Annotated in this window: 18 protein-coding genes, 1 tRNA gene and 2 pseudogenes; 9 read left to right on the plus strand and 12 right to left on the minus strand. The window is 43.3% G+C overall.

Translation table 11 applies throughout. The features are described 5' to 3' along the window. Positions 1-16: 16 nt before the first annotated feature. The 8 genes and pseudogenes from K7I13_RS01050 to K7I13_RS01085 all read right to left on the minus strand — a co-directional run bounded on the left by K7I13_RS01050 (position 17) and on the right by K7I13_RS01085 (position 7,097). Complete coding sequence (locus K7I13_RS01050) at positions 17-1,342, minus strand: site-2 protease family protein (protein WP_439647493.1); 1,326 nt, start codon at positions 1,340-1,342, stop codon at positions 17-19. After that, positions 1,342-2,469 (minus strand): 1-deoxy-D-xylulose-5-phosphate reductoisomerase, encoded by a 1,128-nt coding sequence (gene dxr / locus K7I13_RS01055; protein ID WP_255947286.1) that lies wholly within the window; start codon positions 2,467-2,469, stop codon positions 1,342-1,344. The genes K7I13_RS01050 and dxr overlap by 1 nt, the downstream gene beginning before the upstream one ends. Further along, complete coding sequence (locus tag K7I13_RS01060; protein ID WP_255947288.1) at positions 2,459-3,307, minus strand: phosphatidate cytidylyltransferase; 849 nt, start codon at positions 3,305-3,307, stop codon at positions 2,459-2,461. The genes dxr and K7I13_RS01060 overlap by 11 nt, the downstream gene beginning before the upstream one ends. After that, positions 3,304-3,960: a polyprenyl diphosphate synthase gene (gene uppS / locus K7I13_RS01065; protein ID WP_439647455.1), complete on the minus strand. Its 657-nt coding sequence runs from the start codon at positions 3,958-3,960 to the stop codon at positions 3,304-3,306. The genes K7I13_RS01060 and uppS overlap by 4 nt, the downstream gene beginning before the upstream one ends. A 74-nt stretch (positions 3,961-4,034) precedes the next feature. Beyond that, the gene (gene frr, locus K7I13_RS01070; protein ID WP_255947290.1) at positions 4,035-4,589 is read right to left on the minus strand and encodes a ribosome recycling factor; all 555 of its coding nucleotides are present in this window, start codon (positions 4,587-4,589) and stop codon (positions 4,035-4,037) included. Positions 4,590-4,666: 77 nt separating this feature from the next. Continuing rightward, a complete protein-coding gene (gene tsf / locus K7I13_RS01075) occupies positions 4,667-5,506 on the minus strand; it encodes a translation elongation factor Ts (protein ID WP_255947292.1) in 840 nt (279 codons plus the stop codon). Positions 5,507-5,521: 15 nt separating this feature from the next. Further along, positions 5,522-6,404, minus strand: a pseudogene (rpsB, locus tag K7I13_RS01080) (30S ribosomal protein S2). Positions 6,405-6,509: 105 nt separating this feature from the next. Then, entirely contained in the window at positions 6,510-7,097 is a 588-nt protein-coding gene (locus tag K7I13_RS01085) for a Maf family protein (RefSeq protein WP_255947294.1), read from the minus strand. Between the two features lie 205 nt (positions 7,098-7,302). Between K7I13_RS01085 and K7I13_RS01090 the strand changes: the two genes are divergently transcribed. Continuing rightward, positions 7,303-7,376: transfer RNA gene (locus K7I13_RS01090), tRNA-Arg, on the plus strand. Positions 7,377-7,452: 76 nt separating this feature from the next. Here the strand turns inward: K7I13_RS01090 and K7I13_RS01095 are convergent. Then, positions 7,453-8,193: a HEAT repeat domain-containing protein gene (locus K7I13_RS01095; RefSeq protein WP_255947296.1), complete on the minus strand. Its 741-nt coding sequence runs from the start codon at positions 8,191-8,193 to the stop codon at positions 7,453-7,455. Between the two features lie 122 nt (positions 8,194-8,315). Beyond that, a complete protein-coding gene (locus tag K7I13_RS01100; protein ID WP_255947298.1) occupies positions 8,316-8,900 on the minus strand; it encodes a hypothetical protein in 585 nt (194 codons plus the stop codon). Between the two features lie 149 nt (positions 8,901-9,049). Between K7I13_RS01100 and coaD the strand changes: the two genes are divergently transcribed. The 4 genes from coaD to rnc all read left to right on the plus strand — a co-directional run bounded on the left by coaD (position 9,050) and on the right by rnc (position 10,889). Further along, positions 9,050-9,526 carry a pantetheine-phosphate adenylyltransferase gene (gene coaD / locus K7I13_RS01105; RefSeq protein WP_255947300.1) on the plus strand — a complete coding sequence of 159 codons (477 nt, stop codon included), beginning with the start codon at positions 9,050-9,052 and terminating at the stop codon, positions 9,524-9,526. 134 nt (positions 9,527-9,660) lie between these two features. Next, a complete protein-coding gene (gene rpmF / locus K7I13_RS01110) occupies positions 9,661-9,849 on the plus strand; it encodes a 50S ribosomal protein L32 (RefSeq protein WP_255947302.1) in 189 nt (62 codons plus the stop codon). A 26-nt stretch (positions 9,850-9,875) separates the two neighbouring features. Further along, a complete protein-coding gene (gene acpP / locus K7I13_RS01115; RefSeq protein ID WP_255947304.1) occupies positions 9,876-10,115 on the plus strand; it encodes an acyl carrier protein in 240 nt (79 codons plus the stop codon). Positions 10,116-10,148: 33 nt separating this feature from the next. After that, positions 10,149-10,889 (plus strand): ribonuclease III, encoded by a 741-nt coding sequence (rnc, locus tag K7I13_RS01120; RefSeq protein ID WP_255947306.1) that lies wholly within the window; start codon positions 10,149-10,151, stop codon positions 10,887-10,889. A gap of 1 nt (position 10,890) precedes the next feature. Here the strand turns inward: rnc and K7I13_RS01125 are convergent. Together K7I13_RS01125 and K7I13_RS01130 are read right to left on the minus strand one after the other, a co-directional pair. After that, positions 10,891-12,244, minus strand: a pseudogene (locus K7I13_RS01125) (CCA tRNA nucleotidyltransferase). 7 nt (positions 12,245-12,251) lie between these two features. Continuing rightward, a complete protein-coding gene (locus K7I13_RS01130) occupies positions 12,252-13,103 on the minus strand; it encodes a hypothetical protein (RefSeq protein WP_255947308.1) in 852 nt (283 codons plus the stop codon). Between the two features lie 118 nt (positions 13,104-13,221). Between K7I13_RS01130 and K7I13_RS01135 the strand changes: the two genes are divergently transcribed. The 4 genes from K7I13_RS01135 to K7I13_RS01150 all read left to right on the plus strand — a co-directional run bounded on the left by K7I13_RS01135 (position 13,222) and on the right by K7I13_RS01150 (position 15,445). Further along, on the plus strand, positions 13,222-13,569 hold the full coding sequence (locus K7I13_RS01135) for a hypothetical protein (protein WP_255947309.1): 348 nt from the start codon (positions 13,222-13,224) through the stop codon (positions 13,567-13,569). Positions 13,570-13,671: 102 nt separating this feature from the next. Then, the gene (locus K7I13_RS01140; protein WP_255947310.1) at positions 13,672-14,061 is read left to right on the plus strand and encodes a hypothetical protein; all 390 of its coding nucleotides are present in this window, start codon (positions 13,672-13,674) and stop codon (positions 14,059-14,061) included. Positions 14,062-14,468: 407 nt separating this feature from the next. Continuing rightward, positions 14,469-15,131 carry a hypothetical protein gene (locus K7I13_RS01145; protein WP_255947311.1) on the plus strand — a complete coding sequence of 221 codons (663 nt, stop codon included), beginning with the start codon at positions 14,469-14,471 and terminating at the stop codon, positions 15,129-15,131. A 125-nt stretch (positions 15,132-15,256) separates the two neighbouring features. Further along, positions 15,257-15,445, plus strand: coding sequence for a hypothetical protein (locus K7I13_RS01150; RefSeq protein ID WP_255947312.1), 189 nt, complete (start codon positions 15,257-15,259; stop codon positions 15,443-15,445). Positions 15,446-15,763 lie beyond the last annotated feature (318 nt).

A 15,763-nucleotide genomic window follows, 5' to 3' on the forward strand; every position in this document is an offset into this window, starting at 1 on the left:
CATCACCCCTTTATGGTTATTTAATCAAATAATGTATATCGCCAAATAATGCGAAAATAAAAAGACACACAATAAAACCGACCCCGATATACTGTACCCTGTACATTATTTTCGGTTTTATTGGTTTTCTGTATATTAATTCTATCAGCGCAAACAGGATAAGTCCACCGTCAAGAATGGGAATCGGCAGCAAATTCATGAGAAACAGCGATACGCAAATAATGCTCAGCAGTTCCATAACACTTGTCAGCCCGTTCTGGGCAACCTCGCCAAGCATTACAGTAATACGCACCGGACCGGATACCGCTTCACGCAGGTCAACTCCACGGAACAGGAGACCGATACTTTTTATTGTTAATACAATAGTTCTCCAGGTATTACTGAAACCGCTTTGAATGCTTTTCAAAAAGCCGGTACCGGGAACAATAATTTCATTCGCTATCCAGGCAATCCCTATCTCCGCGGATCCGTCATCCTTATAAACCGGAGCAATTTCAAACTGTAAATCGCCGCCGTTTCGGGAGACGGTCAGTGAAATCAGTTCCGGTTTGCCGGCCAGAACTCCTGAAAATTCAATTGAATTGGTCACCGGTTCAGCATTGACCGCAATAATCTCATCTCCGGCTTCAAGACCGGCAGCCTCTGCCGCCGAGTCCGGCAGGACTTTGTCTATGACCAGGGAAACATAGGGATATACGCCTATCCGCCCCAATCCGGTTTTTTTATCAAGGGTAGGGGTAAGTACTGACGAAAATATTTCCCCGTTCCGTTCATATTCAAGCGAAATTTCTTCTTGCGGATGCAGCCCGACATATTGCTGTATATCGGAAAAATACCTGATAGGCTCATTGTTCATTGAAATGATCCGGTCGCCTTTTTGAAGTCCAGCGATATCTGCCGGTGCCGGAAGGGTATTATCATATACTGATGCCGGGATGATTTTATTGTCGTAGGAATAATATGTGTATCCCTGCGAACTTACAATTGACAGAGATATAACCGCAAACAAAAGATTTGCCAGAGGTCCGGAAAAAGCAATAATCATTCTTTTCAGAGGGTGTACGCTGTAAAGGCTGCCTTTTTCCGCCGGTATCGCGTCCAGATTTTTTTCCAGCGCTTCCCGGAAACCCTGTTCACCTTTCATGCCGCAATAACCGCCTATGGGAAACAGAGACAGACGGTATTCCGTTGTTCCGATTTTTTTCCGGAAAAGAACAGGCCCCCATCCGAGCGAAAACGTTTCAACTTCAACACCGCAGCATCGCGCCGCAATAAAATGCCCCAATTCATGGACAAATATAACTACACCGAGAGCGACAAGACCTATAAGTATCTTTAATATCATATATTCACTTCCTTAACTGCCTGAATTGTTTTTTCCCTGGCTCTGGAGTCAGTTTCGCCGATTTCCTCAAATGAACCGGGAACGTTCGACCAGTCATTATCAAGGACCTTTGCAGTTATCTCTGCAATCTGCGGGAATGTTATGGCATGGTTTACAAAAGACGCGACCGCTACTTCATTTGCTGCATTATATGCAATAGGGTATGAAGCATCCAGCGAGGCCGAACGGTAAGCAAGATTCAGCATGGGAAAATCATCATAGCGGACAGGTTCAAACTGCATGACAATTGCATCTTCAAAAGAGAAGGGCTCAAGAAAATTGGGAATTATTTCAGGCCAGCTGAATGCTGAAAGAATAGGATGTCTCATATCGGGATGTGAAATCTGCGCGTATAGAACCTTATCACTGGTCCGGATAAATGAATGGACAAGACTCTGGGGATGGACGACGACCCGTACCCGATCGGGAGTAAGTGAAAAAAGCTTACATGCTTCTATTACTTCAAGCCCCTTGTTTGCGAGTGAAGCTGAATCAATTGTTATCTTAGTCCCCATAGTCCAGGTAGGATGTTTTAACGCGTCCTCCGGAGCGGCCTGAGCAATTTTTTTTCTGTCCCAGGTCCTGAAAGGACCGCCTGATGCAGTCAGAATTATCTCATCAAGATGATTTTTCCCGAACGATGAAATCAGATGAAACACGGCGGAATGTTCGGAATCAACAGGGATCACCGACACATTCATTTTTCTAGCAAGCTCCAGAATAAGCGCGCCCGCCATAACCATTGTTTCCTTATTTGCAAGAGCCAGATTTTTTCCGGATTCCAGTGCGGCCTTTGATGGAAACATTCCGTTTGCGCCGGAAATTCCATTCAGAACAAGATCGGCTTCGGTTTCCCGTATCATTTCAAGGAGCTTGTTTTCCCCGTTTTCGATAACAAGAACTTTTTCAGCTTCAGGAAACTCAGAGCCCAGGGCATCGAGCTTATCCTTACTCTGGTATGCCGATATACCGGCAAGTTCAAAGAGATCAGGATGATGACGTATAATATCTACGGCGCTGGTGCCGATTGACCCCGTAGCGCCAAGAACAATAATTTTTTTCCGTTTTCTGAAACTAGAAGTCATAGAAAAAATCGCAGAAAATAAAATAGACAGGAGCGGCCAAAAGAATTGAATCAATACAGTCAAGAATACCGCCCCGGCCCGGCATAAGATTTCCGGAATCCTTTATTCCCGCCGAACGCTTAAGTATAGATTCGATTATATCTCCGATAATTGCCGCTGTTGCGGTAAGTACGCTTAATATAATAATTTTTGTTTTTGAATGCCCGAATAAATCAGGCCACAGGAGATATCCGGCAACGCCGGCGCAGATTGAACCGGCATATCCGCCGATAAAGCCGGCTATGCTTTTGTTCGGACTGGCCGCAATGAGGCCCCTGTTATTTTTTCCGAAAAGCATCCCGATAAGCCAGGCAAAAGAATCACAGCCGAAAACCATCAGAAAAAATACAATTAACATATGTCCGGCATTTTCCCACACAGTCATAATGCCGAGAAATAAAACAAGGAAACCCGGATAAATAATCATCAGGAACGTGCCAGCGATGCGCTGAATAGATTTTTCAAAATTGCCGTCTGTTGTGCTGAAAAGTTCCGCGGCAAGCGCGATAATACAGGCAAGAACAAGGGCAAAAGATATGAATCTGAACGGAATATCTATTACAGCGTATAAAAACGCGGCAATTGGAATAAAGATTCCTATAAAAACGGAAAAGACAACATTGTGTACAGGCAGCCGTTTTGAAATAAGGTTCCGCATTTCAAGAATTCCAAGCACAGAAAAAATAAGGATTTCAATGTGGAATACCAGATAATTGTAATAAGGAAAGAAAAGAATAGTAGCGGCAAATAAAGGCAGGCCAATAAAAAATAAAAGCAGACGTTCTATCAGTTTTCTCATTTTTGTATACCCCCGAATCTTCTGTCACGAGTCTGGTAATCAGCTATTGCTTCAATGAGACAGTCTCCATTCCAGTCCGGCCACAATATATCATTGAAAAACAATTCAGCATACGCAGACTGCCATAGCAGGAAATTGCTTATTCGTTTTTCTCCTCCGGTACGGATGAGCAGATCAACCTGAGGCAAAGCAGGAAGATCAAGATACCCGGAAAAAGACTCTATCGTAAGAGTCTGAACGGATTCCTGCGGGATCTTTTTTATAGCCCGGATTATTTCATCCTGTCCGCCGTAATTCAAAGCAAGTATAACTGTTGTATGCTCGAAGGACTCAGTTGCTTTCATCGTATAACGGATTTCGGTAGCAATATCTTCCGGTAATCCGTCAATATTTCCCATGCATAATACACGGATGCCATTTTCGGCGTAAAAAACCAGTTCCGCACGCAGATGGACCTTAATCAGGGACATAAGAAAGCCAACCTCATCGGAAGTCCTCTTCCAGTTTTCAGTCGAAAAAGTATAGAGGGTGATATATTCGATGCCAATATCGGCGGCTTTTTTTACAACGGCCTTTGCCGCATTTAACCCCTCTTTATGTCCCTGTGTCCGGTGAAGGCCCCGCTGTTTTGCCCAGCGCCCGTTACCGTCCATTATAACACCAATATGTTTTGGGAGGCGTTCAGAATCAATAACCGGCAAATCAGACGAAAAGCACGCCAACCCAATTACCCTTCCATAATTTCTTTTTCTTTTTCTTCCAGAATTTTGTTGATTTCCTGGATATATTTATCGGTTTCTTTCTGGAGGCTGTCTTCAGCGGTTTTCAGATCGTCTTCCGTAATTAAACCGTCTTTCTGTTCTTTTTTAAGACTGTCATTGCCGTCACGGCGGATGTTCCTGACTGCCACACGGCTCTGTTCGGCAAGGGCTTTCGCCTGCTTTACCAGTTCCTTGCGCCGTTCCTCAGTAAGAGGGGGAATGGCAATGCGGATGACTTTACCGTCGTTTGAAGGATTCAGTCCAAGTTCTGATTTCTGAATGGCTTTTTCAATTTCACCTATAAGTGTTTTATCCCAGGGCTGGATAACAACAAGGCGGGCCTCCGGGATCGAAATGGACGCAACCTGACTAAGCGGGGACTTGTCGCCGTAATAGTCAACCCGGACCTTGTCAAAAAGCGCCGCAGAAGCGCGTCCGGTTCGGATAGTGTTGAATTCGTCTTTAAGATTATTTATTGATTTTTTCATCCGCTCAATATGCGGTGCAATTTTCTCGGACATTACGGTCTCCTTGCTTAACAGAAATTGACTGCAAAAATAAAACCTGAGACCGGTTTAAAACCGGTCTCAAAGTATGATTATTTTGAGCCAAGCTGGAAAAGAATCATTTTTGATAAAGAAAGCTTCCCGCCGGCAGCTTTTCCAACTTCTTCCATTTTTTTCGCAACTGAAACCTTGTCATCCTTAACAAAGGGCTGTTCAAGAAAACATATTTCAGCAAGATGTTTTTTGAGTTTTCCCTGGACTATTCCAGCCTTTACATTTTCAGGCTTATCCAGTTCCGCCGCCTGCTTGGTAAAAATTTCAGTCTGTTCTTCAATATAAGCCTTATCGACCATTGAAATATCCGTATAAAGCGGAGTAAAGGCTGCGACATGCAGACAGCAGTCATAGGCAAATTCCTGGACAGCCTTGTCTTTGAAAACTTCAGGCTTATCCGCTTTCAGAACAACAATTACCCCGGTTTTCTTATCGGAATGAATATATTTTGATATATATTCGTCGGCCGCCGCGGTTACGTAAGCGAGCCGGGCCAGGCCCATGTTTTCACGTACGCGGGCCGCAAGTTCCAGAACCATATCATTCAGCTCGGGGACTATTTCCGTATATCCCTTTTCAAAAGCCGTATTAACGATCTTTTCACCAAGCGCAATAAAATCAGCGTTTTTTGCGACAAAGTCTGTTTCGCAGGTCAGTTCCGCCATTACGGCTTTTTTCTCGTCAGTTTTGATAAGAATAAGCCCTTCACTGGTATCCCGGCCTGAACGTTTTTCTACGGCGGCAAGGCCTTTTTCCTTTAAAAGTTTTTCCGCCTCGTCAAAATTCGCATTGCACTGCGCAAGCGCATTTTTACATTCCATCATTCCGGCGCCGGTTTTTTCACGCAGCGCTTTTACATCAGACGCTTTTATGTCCATAAAATGGAAATCTCCTTATTTATCACCATAAATTTTTTCTTCATCAATGAGAGCTTCCTCATCATCTGCTGCTTCCGGTTCCGCTTCTTCGGTCTTGTTTTCAACCGGAGTATAATTACTGTAGTCGACAATTTCCTCTTCGTCGCTTGTAGTAATTGCATCTGTCTCTGTATATTCTTCGTCATCATCCTGCAGATTTTCAATGATCTTCAGTCCGGTTTCATTGTCAGCCTCAATTACAGCATTCGCAATAATCTGGGTAAACAGTGAAATTGCCCTGATCGCATCATCATTGCCGGGAATGGGGTAGGTAATACCTTCAGGATTGCAGTTTGTGTCAACAACCGCAACTATAGGAATATTCATTCTGGTAGCTTCCGCAACGGCAATGGCTTCTTTTCTTGTATCAATTATAAATACAATACCGGGAAGTTCTTTCATTTCCTTAATGCCGCCGAGGTTTTTTTCCAGTTTCGATTTTTCCTTCTGAAGAGCGGCTATTTCTTTTTTGTAAGGCTTTCAAAGGTACCATCGACTTCCATCTTCTCAATTTTTTCAGACGGAGCAGGCTTTTTTTGATTGTGGAAAAATTGGTAAGCATACCGCCAAGCCAGCGGTTATTTACGTAAAACATTCCACAGCGTTCGGCTTCTTTTGCGATTGTCTGCTGTGCCTGTTTTTTTGTGCCGACAAAGAGGACGCTTTTTCCTGCGGCAACCGATTTACGGACAGCCTCGTAGGCTTCCTTAATAGACAGAATAGTTTTCTGCAGATCGATAATATGAATCCCGTTTCGTTCAGCGAAGATATATTTCTTCATACGCGGATCCCAGCGCTTAACCTGGTGGCCAAAATGCACACCTGATTCAAGCAAACTCTTCATGGTTACAACTGCCATGACTTTCTCCTTTCCGGTGATATTTCACCATTCCTTCTCTGTTTCTCGATCCCAAAAATGGTCTCGGAAGATAGCCGGCAGAAAACCGGCATTTAAAATTCAAAGCTATATGATAAACGGATAGCTCTGTTCTCTCAGTATTGCATAAAAATCATGGATTGGCAAGCCTACGATCCCGGTATATGACCCTTCGATTTTTGAGATAAAACAGGAGGCAAGGCCCTGAACACGGTACGCGCCCGCAACTCCCTGCCATTCTCCGGTATCCAGATAGTTTTCTATCTGTGAATCTTCAAGCTCCATAAAAGATACTTTATTGGTACTGATTCTGGTAGAAGTATAATGCGTATCCGAGGAATAAAAACACAGGGCAGTTATTACCTCGTGGGTCGCCCCCGAGTACATCCGCAGCATTTGTCCGGCCTCATCTCTGTCTTTAGGTTTACCGCAAATCTTTCCGTTAAATGAAATAATTGTATCGGCCGCCAGAATCCATTTTATGGTTATTTTCAGCTCCATTCTCATTACCGATTCAAGTTTTTTTATTGCATTGAATTCGGCATATTCCGGCGGAGACATGCCTTCAATAACCGTTTCAACATACGGAGGATTCATAACCGTAAAGGGTATATTCAGCGATCTGAGTATATCCTGCCGGCGCGGAGAAGTTGAGGCAAGTATAATCGGTTCCATACACCACCTTCCTGTAACACACATTTATCCCGGTATTTCTGAAAACTTCAGCCGATAATTTACTATGCAATGAATCGGCAGGCATTGCAAGCCGTTTTTTCCGGAAACAGCTGATTTCCGGCCCTGGCAGCCTGAATAAAAAATGCATGTGTTTGATTGCATTGACAAAAGTATGATTTTACTGCTTAATTAAGCATTATTTCACGGAAGATTAGCTCATTTGGATAGAGCGTTGCCCTCCGGAGGCAAAGGCGGTGGGTTCGAATCCCGCATCTTCCATAATACTGTATGAAATAACAAAAAAAGCCCGGCTATCCGGGCTTTTTTATTGAACTATGCCAGTTTTTCCAGGCTGTCAGCTTCCGCTGCTGTTATTATTGTTATTGCTGTTTCCGCTTCCGCTGCTGCTCACTTTTTTAAGCACTTCGAATGCCCTGTTCCGTACCGGGGTAACATAATTGTAGTTATTAGCTATGCGGATAATTGACTCTATCATTCCAGCCTTGTTTGTTACTGTCGGAGCAAGTTTTTCATAGGCATTAAGAACTTCCAGCGCGAGAGAACTCGTGGGCAGTAGAATATCAAATTTCCTCGCTATCCAGTTAATCATATCAATGACTTCATCATTGTCATTGTAGCCAAGTTCTCCGAGACTTTTAACAGCGGCCGATATTACGGTCGGTTCGTTATCTGCATACATAACGGTAATCAGTATATCCTTTGCCTCGGGAGTACCCATCTGACCGAGAAGTTCACAGGCCTTTCGCCGTATGTCGGGAAAGTTATTTATTGCTCTTCCGCTTTCGCGGATTACGGTACCGGTACCCTCTGATGCAAGCGATTTCAGGGCAGTCTGCATTTCTTCCGTTTTGCGTCCGGCATTAACTGCATTTTCAATATACTGCAGCGCAACAAGTTTGGTATCCCTGCCTTCACTTGCGGCAAGTTCCTTTATAATAACGCTCTCAACAGAACTGAGGTAGGCTTCCTCAACCGTCATAATCGAGTCGGTTTGCTGTTGTTGCTGCTGGGCTATAACGGTCCAGCCGGCCAAAAAACAAATTGCACAGGCCAGAGTAAATGCCTTTGTCCGCATATAAATAACCTCCAAAATCAGAAAAAAATAACTTCAGTCTGTATAATATCACAATTACCGGTTAAAAGCTACCGAATAATTTCAAGGGAAGGAAGATTTTTTTAACAATGTTCTTAACAACATTATTGATTCTTCGGGACCAGTTTCCAGCCGCTGTTTGTTTTTTCAAGGATATACACCGCCGCAAAAACATCCCTTGATATTTCCATAATTACATATACCCGGGTGGGAGAGACAAACTGAATATCATCGACGCGTACATCCTGCCGGGAAGGAACAAACACATATCTGAAATAATCCTGAAGATTTTTCAGCTTGATTCCTTTTGTGGGAAGACTCGCCGATACGGTTTCAAGGTTTGCCGGATTTGAGAAGGTTTGAATATATTCATCCGACAGATAAGTCAGCCACCGGTTATAATCCCTGGCCAGGGTTATTTTATTCAGGTTTTCAACAACTTCCTCTATTTCAGTCTTGGTTGTGGTAAACGTCAGCTTTGTAATGGTAAAGTTGTCAAACCGTGCAATAACTGCATCGTCACTTGCGTCCGAGGGGACATTCACGGCCTGGCCTTCCGGGCCAAAAATAATCTCACTATCAGTAGGCGCAGCCGCTTCATTATCCGTAACAACGGACGCCGAATCGGTTACACAGGCTTGAAAAATAAGAAACATTATAAATAACAGAGCAAAAACTATTCTTTTCACACTCTTATTGTAATATCACTTTGCATATCAGTCAATGTTTTTACATTGTGAAACAAAATAGCCTCGCCCCGGACAGTAAAAATCCGGCTATGGCGGCGAACTGCCATTTTCTGTTGACGAATGTCTTTTTTGTCCTATATTGTGTATGTATGGTAAAAGCTGTTTTTGCGGGTTCATTCGATCCGCCGACATACGGACACTACAATATTATCGAACGCGCCCGTTCCATTTTCAATGAGGTGCATGTTGTTGTTGCCGTAAATAAGGAAAAGAAGTATCTTTTTTCTGAGGAAGAAAGACTGGCGTTATTGACTGAAATTGTTTCACCCTGGCCGAATGTATCTGTCCGGTCATGGGATAACCTGATTGTTAAATATGCACAGGAACAAGGCGCGAAAGTCCTTATAAGGGGCGTACGCAATTTTGCCGATTTTTCCTATGAATTTGATCTCGCCCTGCTGAACAGGAGCCTCAATCCTGATATTGATACGGTTTTTATGTCTACCGATCCGGATTATTTTGTCCTTCGTTCAAGCGCCATAAAGGAACTCGCCGCACTCGGCGGAGACGTTTCCTCAATGGTTCCGGAGCCGGTTGCGAAGGCCCTGTATGCAAAATACGGATAAAAACGTTTTTTTATGACAAAACTAAAAAAAATGTAAAAGTGGGCTTGACATATAAAATAATAACCGGTAATATCTTTTTTATCTTTAATAATTTCTGGTTTAAATGCAGAAAATTTTATTATGCGAGGTTATAAATGGCAGTCCCCAGAGCAAAAACGTCAAAGGCCCGGACCCGCAGAAGACAGGGAATCAATATGAGGCTGAATGCTCCAACCCTGACTGAATGCGGCAATTGCGGTAACCTGATTCTGACTCATCGTGTGTGCCCGAAATGCGGCTTTTACCGTGGACGACAGGTAATTACACCCGAAAGCAACGGTTAAAATAAAGAGATTTTGAGGAGCGTATAATGGACGAATTATTTCAGAAGATTCAAAAGCTTATTGCTGATAAGCTTGAAATTGATGAGTCAAAAGTTACACTTGATGCATCATTCCGTCAGGACCTCGGTGCTGACAGTCTTGACACCTACGAACTGGTCTATGCGATTGAAGAAGAAATGGGCATCACCATCCCGGATGAAAAAGCAAATGAATTTGAAACTGTCCGCGATGCTTATGAATTTATCAAATCGCAGCAGTCCAAATAAGTAGTACAGCACTTTTTGTACGGAGGGCCGGTTTTGTTTCCTTTTCGCAATTCTTTGGCTGAGGAACGCAGACGGGCTCTTGTTTTTTTTCAAAAGCAGGCAGGACTCCGTTTCAGGGATACAGGCCTGCTTGATCTTGCCTTTCACCACCGATCCTTTTCAAACGAAAATACAAAACATGAACAGTCAAAATCAAGAATAAACAATGAGCGGCTCGAATTCCTGGGTGACGCCGTGCTCGGTATGGTAACTGCGGCCCGTCTTTATTCCCTTATGTCGGAATATTCTGAAGGCGACCTTGCTAAAATCAAATCCGTTGTGGTTTCCGAAGATACGCTGTCTGGAATAGCCCTGACGCTGCATGTAAACGAATATCTTGTACTCGGGAAAGGCGAGGAAATGTCCGGCGGCAGACAGAAAAAAGCCATACTTGCTGACGCTCTTGAAGCAATTATTGGCGCATTATATCTTGATTCCGGCTATAAGGCTGCTGAACATTTTGTTCTCAGTCTCATGAATCCTCAAATTCAGCTTGTTGTGCAAAACAGGCATGCAAGGGACCATAAAAGCCTGCTCCAGGAATATATCCAGAAAAAATACAAAACAGTTCCCAAATACACCCTGGTCAAAAAAACGGGACCGGACCATGACCGGACCTTTTGGGTAACAGTGGACGTGCAGGGCAAGACATACGGACCTGAAAGCGGAAAAAACAAAAAAGAAGCGGAACAGGCCGCCGCGGGAACAGCCTGCCGGTCGCTGTCACTTTACTGAATTATTTTTCTCGGTATCTTTTTTCGTAAACAGCCTTTGCAATATCCGTCAGTGTTTCCCGGGAATTCAGTTTTGGGTCATCAAGAACCGTTTCAAACAATTCTGACAGTATCTTTCCTATTATCTGACCGGAAGGAATTCCAAGAGATATCAGATCATTTCCGTTAATTGCAAGATCCTTCAGTGAAAACGCGTGATTTTCTTGTAATACCTTTAAAATACGGCGGCGGAATTCATCAATATTCTGCGGACAGCAGTTTTTTCCGCTTATTCCGCAGGAATCGGCATAGCGGAGCGCAAAAAGGTCTTCAATGGTATCTTCGCCGACCCGGACAATAAATCTGCGTACGGCGGCATCTGTCCATTCCGGCTCATAATGAAACATATGCTGCCTGATCAAATGGGTTACAAAACGGATTGTTTTGTGCGGAAAGCGGAGTCTTTCCATTATTTTTTCACATATTTCAGCGGAAACGTTCTCATGGTTATAAAAGGTATATACGCCGTTTTCTTTTTCGGCGCGGACCAGCGGTTTTCCTATATCATGGAATAATCCTGCAAGCCGTATTTCAAGGACTGGCGGGCAGGCGTCACAGGTATAATACAGGTGGTCAAGAACATCAAAGCGGTGCATGCCTTTTTGCTCCACACCCCGGCAGGCAACAAGCTCCGGAATAAGCAATTCCAAAAGACTGGTACCTTCCATAAGGCGCAGTCCGATTGAAGGTTCCGGTGAAACAAGGATTTTTTCAAGTTCGTCCCTGATACGTTCGCGGGCAACTTTTGCCGTTACCGGCAGGGCCGGAGGTATGGCATTCAGAGTATCCTGTTCAATTGAAAACCCCAGAGTGGCCGCAAATCTGACCGCGCGGAGCGGTCTGAGTCCGTCCTCGGAAAAGCGCTCCAGGGCCGGCCCGACTGTCCTGATTATTTTTTTTTGATGTCTTCACATCCATTAAAACAGTCTACGATTGTTCCCGCAGGCAGTTCCGCCGCCATGGCATTCATCGTAAAATCCCGCCGGGCAAGGTCCTCTTCTATTGTTGCATTGTATGAAACAGAATCAGGCCTTCTGCCGTCGGTATAGCCTTTTCGGTGCGGAAGGTAGTACATTCTATCATCCGGCCCTTGAAGGGTATGGTTACGGTACCATGTTCTATTCCGGTAGGGATTATTCTTTTAAAGAGTTTCGCTACCTGATCAGGAGCAGCGTCTGTTGCCACGTCCCAGTCCGTCGCCTGTACGCCCCGGAGCATATCCCTGACAGCACCGCCGACAAGATAAATCTGGTAGCCTGCACCCGTAAAAAAGGCTGATAATTCCCTTAAAAGCGGATGGACCTGAATTTTCTTCATTCGGATGTTAACGCAATGATTTAATGGTTTGCAGGGCCGCTGCGGAATCATCCTTTGCGACCGCAAGCAATTCAATAAGAGAGGGGTATTTGGAAATCAGTTCCCCCCACTGGGCAAGGCGTTCTATCTGGAGATAGTCATATACGGAATTTGCCGACTCTTTTGCGGCGATTTCAGCCAGCTGTTCCGACCGGGCCTTCTGGTATGTTGTATATGTTTCAGACGCAATCGAATACTGGGAAAAATCGGGAATAACTGCTTCTTTTACCGACAGGGACACGAGTTCAAGCATTGAGTTGACCGCACTGGAATTCTGCGCAATCGAATCGGCCCGGGAAGTAGGATCTAGTACCGACGACATATAGGTATCATAATCTGAAAATACGGAACCGATAAACTGACGGGAAACGGAGTCTGCCGCCGTACTGATGTTTTTTGCAAGCCAGTCTTCAAACTGGTCCTGGGTTTTGATACTGTTTTTTTCCACAAGCTCGGGCAGAATTTCCGGTTTAACGCCGGCTGTGATGTCCAGGACAATCTTCCACGAAAAATCAGTATGGTCATTGAGCAGTTTGCTGTAAGTCTCGGCAAGAGGCAGGGTATCTGAAGTAGTAATTACCTTATTAACAGGCGCAGGGTCAAATATAATCAGCGTGGTATTTGTCGGAAGGAGCCGCTCCCACTGCCATCTGAATTCCGCCGGCAACACCGGTTTCGGATTGACCCCGCCTGTTTTCGATATCATCACGCCATAATGTCCGGCAGGAACGGCAAACTGTATCCAGCCGATAAAAAAAACAACAGCGCCTACGATAATAAGAAAAATTATTGATATAAATGCTTTTTTTCCGCGTTTCATATTTTCACACCATCTTTACGTGTCTCTGCGATTATTCCTGTATAAAAAACCGCAGGTCCCTGTTGTAAGTTCCACATTCATTGTATATTATTTTCTATAAGGAGTATACATTTTTTTTATGAGTCAGAAAAGCCGAAAACAACTGACTGTCCGCTTTTTATACCGGCTGGAGCTTTTTTTAACCGTTTTTTCCATTTCTCTTGCCGTTTTTTTCTACTTCGGCAATACCCAGGAATTCCTTGATATAACCCAGCTCGTTATTCTGAGAATAATATCATTTTCAACTCTTGTAGCCCTTATGGTCAATATCTTTCTGCTGGTGCAGGAAGTAACCCTCGCTATCGTAAACAAAACCAGACACCTGTATTATATTATTCAGACGCTCGTATGTTTTTTCTGTCTTATCATTGATTTTGCACTGGCCTTTATTTCCCGCCTGCTCATTATGTTATCAGCCGGTATGTAGCGGATTTGTTTCCGTCTTTACTGAATTGAGAAAATTATAGTCAAATAATCTGAATTATTTGACTATTTCAGATTGTAAGTTTTTCTGATATTAGGAATATGTATGAAATATGATGGGTTATTCTGGAATTCACTGGAAAAATTAATAAGTGAAAACGAGATAATAATTGACAGACCGAAGGGCAGCCGTCACCCGAAATATCCGGACCTGATTTATCAGGTTGATTATGGATATATAACCAATACCAGGTCCATGGATAATAATGGCATAGATATTTTTGTAGGTACCGCCGGTAACGGGAAAATTGATGCTGTTGTCTGTATAATAGATTTGCTTAAAAAGGATTCCGAAATAAAATACCTCGCCGCAGAGCAACGAGGTATTTTTCTCTCCTGTGGAATTGGTCTCGGGTTTAATACCATGGAACTTACAAAAACTAACGTTTTTGTAAAAACCACGCAGAGCAGGCAAACCTTCGGTCTGGGGTATTAAACCCTCGCCTCGAATAAAAATTCTGATAGGATGCAGTGAAGAAGAAAAACTAAAAGTATATAATCTGCTGAATCAGTCGGAATATATGAAAGCGATAATGATAGAACGGGCCGGAAATTCGTATGAAGAATAACTGTATCGGGATTAAGCGGGTCCGGGATGTACCGTACTGATATAATCCTGTCCGGTCCAGTGAAAGACACGCCGGCTGTCTTTTTTTACTGTAAATAACCCTGACTTATGATAGAATAGTGCTGAACTCAACGGCAGGGATATCAGACAGTTTTTTATGAACTGGCCGTAATCCTGAAAATAAATAGTGTAAACAGGGAGATTGTTATGGTAGTACTGGGAATAACCGTATTTTTTACAATTATATCTTTTTTTGCACGGTCACAGCGGTAATTTTGCTGGTACTGGCTGAAATGCAGAAAAAAGAAGACAAGAAAAAGCCCCGGGCAATTTTCCTTATTGTTTCTTTTGTCTTGTTTATAGGATTCGGTGTAGCCGCAGCCTTTCTCACAACGTCCATGGTTTCGGAAAGATTTCTGGGAAAGACAAAAGAGACTCCGAAAACCGGCAAGGAACAGATAGAAGATTTTATCTCATCTCCTGACAGATATGAGATACTTGATGAGGCCGGAAATCTGCTTTCACTCGGACTTGTTTCCACTATTTCAAATTTCGAAAAAAACTGGGATAAAAAGCTTCTTGAAAATTTCGAAAGAGTAACAATCAGTATCAGATCGGCGGAATGCGCTGAATATGAAACGCATAAAGATTATACCTTCGATATTCTTCTCGATAACGCCAATCCTCTGGAACGCAAGATGTATTTTCACGACCTGGTCAATAATAAATATCTCCTCGCAGGCGATGATGACTACCGTGTGTATGCGGTAAAAACCCAGAACTACAATGACTCTGTTATTCCGGCAGGGAAGTCTCTCCGGACCATTACGGTTTCAGTACCGCCGGAAATTACGCTTACTCATTTAAGGTTTATGCATGAAACTATTCCGATTGACAGCGAGACACTAATAATCAGAGAGGGCAGTGACGAGCCGTAGAAAAAGTACGGACCGATTCACCAATATAAACGGGGAAGTAAGGATGAAACGAAAAATATTCGCGGCAGTAATTATGAGCTTCTGTCTGTTTTCCGGCTGTATCGGGGGGAGCAAAATATCAAGAAATGAAGCCCTGGCTTTTTATGGATGCCTTTTTTGAAACAGTAAAATTGCAGGATTTCCGGTTGCTTGCGCCCTATTATTCCGAATCATTTTTCAGTTCAACTTCGGAAGAAGAGTTTGCAGAAAAATTTACTACAACCGGTATTATTCTTGGCCCTTACTTTCAGCCGAACTGGAGTCATGGTCAATAAATTCGGTAGCAAGCACCTCAGGATCCGGTACATATTTTACCTTTATCTACAAAACAAGATATGAAAATGGGCGGGCAACTGAAAAATTTGTGCTTTTTGTGCCCAGGGGTTCGGAGGAAATAAAAATTACCAGCCATGATTATACGTCAGAGGCCCTTTCAAACATACAGATTTCTGTTTAAATAGAGATATTATGTCAAGGTTCTATGAATATTTCATCCTGTGTATAGTTCATTACCGGAAGGATTATGTTGATATCGTCCACTATCAATAATATAATTGTTGATATAGTCCACAATACTTATAGGGATGAACTTG

This window comes from Brucepastera parasyntrophica (assembly GCF_022376835.1).
Lineage (GTDB): Bacteria > Spirochaetota > Spirochaetia > Treponematales > Treponemataceae > Brucepastera > Brucepastera parasyntrophica.